Origin of the sequence: Kitasatospora sp. NPDC057512, assembly GCF_042802135.1 — a bacterium.
Lineage (GTDB): Bacteria > Actinomycetota > Actinomycetes > Streptomycetales > Streptomycetaceae > Kitasatospora.
This window is the reverse complement of sequence record NZ_JBHVET010001084.1, coordinates 1-2,013: the sequence shown is the minus strand read 5'-3', so window position 1 is coordinate 2,013 and position 2,013 is coordinate 1. Positions and strand designations below refer to the sequence as shown.

General features: G+C 72.0%; 1 protein-coding gene. It reads right to left on the bottom strand.

Annotation, left to right across the window (positions count from 1 at the left end; genetic code table 11):
* Window positions 1-1,679, bottom strand: a 1,679-nt coding sequence (locus ACFU6K_RS37840) for an LCP family protein (RefSeq protein ID WP_380671024.1), incomplete at its 3' end; no start/stop codon positions are given.
* Between the last annotated feature and the right edge of the window lie 334 nt (window positions 1,680-2,013).

Sequence of the window (2,013 nt, the reverse complement as noted above, 5' to 3'; positions counted from 1 at the left end):
TACGAGAGGTTGGCGCAGGGGTCGTCGTCGGCCGAGCGGGCGGCGCCGCTGATGCTGGTGGGCAGCGGGGCCGGTGCGGTGGCGGCGCCGCCGGGGGCCGGCGTGGCGGGGCCCGCCGGGTTGGCGGCGGCGAAGTCGTGGCCGAGGACGACGCTGACGCCCCGGCCGCCGGGTTGCACGGTCGCACCGGGGAAGAGCTTGGCGACCGCCTCGGCCGCGGTGCGCTCGCCGGTGCCGTACTCGACGACGGTGGTGCCGCGCGGCTTGCCGACCGCGTTGCCGACGCCGGTGACGGTGTAGCCGGCGCCCTTGACGGTCTCCGCGGCCCGGCCGCCGAGCCCGGTCTCGCCGGTGCCGTTGAGCACGGAGACCTTCACCTCGGCGGCCTTGGCGTCCGGGGCGGCTGTCGGGGCCGGTGCGGCCGCGGGGGTGGCGGCGGGTTCCGCGGTGGGGGAGGTGGAGCCGGTGTCGGCCGGGGCGCTCGCGTCCTGGCCGTCGATGGTGCGGTCGGCCTTGAGCGCGGCCCACAGCTGGTCCACGTCCGGGTGGACCAGGGCGACCCGGGGGCCCTCGTAACGCCAGGGCACGGTCAGGAACTTGATGTCGTGCAGGTCCACGTCCTTGAGCTCCATGGCGAAGGAGAGCAGCTTGGCGGCGGAGCCGAGGCCGGGGTCGACGGTCAGCGACTTCGTGGCCGCGTCGGCGAGCGGCAGCAGCGTGGTCGGGTCCATGCCGTGGGACTTCACCTCCCTGATGAGGGAGGAGAGGAAGGCCTGCTGGCGCTTGGTACGGCCGATGTCGGAGCCGTCGCCGATGCCGTGCCGCACCCGGACGTAGTCCAGCGCGCTCTGGCCCTCGACCTTCTGCTTGCCCTTGGCGAAGAGCAGCTTCCCCTTGCGGCCGAGGTTGGGGTTGAGGTCCCCCTCGTGGATGTCGTTCGGCAGGCAGACCTCGATGCCGCCGACCGCCTTGGTCATCGACGCGAAGCCGTTGAAGTCCACCACGATGGTGTGGTCGACGCGCAGGTTGGTCAGCTTCTCGACGGCGTTCTGGGTGCAGGCCGGGTTGCCCTGGTCGCTGTCGCCGACCGAGAAGGCGCTGTTGAACATCACATTGGTCTGTTCCTTGGTCCACTTGCCGTTGGGGAGCTTGCACGGCGGGATGGTGACCAGGGAGTCACGGGGGATGGAGATGCCGACGGCGTGCTTGTGGTCGGCGTAGACGTGCAGCAGGATCGCGGTGTCGGAGCGGGCGCCGCCGTCCCCGCCGCCGCCCAGGTCGCTGTTGCCGTTGCCGCGGCTGTCCGAGCCGATCATCAGCACGTTGACCGGGGTGCGGCCCTGGGCGTCCGGGGCCGCGGCCTCCGGGCGGTCCTTGCTGAGCGCGTCGCCGTCGAAGGTGCTGATGTTGCTGTTCAGCCGGTAGTAGAGGGCGGCGCCGCCGAGGACGGCGAGGGCGGTGCAGCCGGCGGTCGCCCAGAGCACCTTCTCCTTGGTGCTGCGCTTGGGCTTCTTCTTCGCCCGGCCCGCCGCGCGGCCCTCCGCCCTGCCCTCCGCTATGTCCGAGCTGTCCGGGTTCTGGCCGGTTCCGGTCCGGTCGGCCCTCCGGCCGGTGCTCCGGCGCCCGCCCGCCCGGTGCGGCGAATTCTCTGCTCCGGGGGAACCCTTGCGGCCAGACACGTCGTCATCCTCCACAGTTGCCACGCGCCCCCCGTCGAAGCGGCGGGTTCGCGTGGCCGGGGGCCGGGGCCGATCCGGGCAGGGCCCGCCGCTAAACTTTTACACCGCTGTAGAACTTCAGTGGAGCATACTAGGCGCGGATGGGAAAACCAGCTGGTCAGACCATGAGAAATTGGTCAGATCGGCGGGTCCGCGCTGCTCCGGAACCGTTACGAGGAGCACGATGACTAATCGGATCATACGTTCGATGGCTGGCGCCCTGGTGGCCCTGCTGGCCGCCGCCGGTCTCACCGCCGCGGCATCGGGCGCGGCGGCGGTGGCCGCACCCCGAACC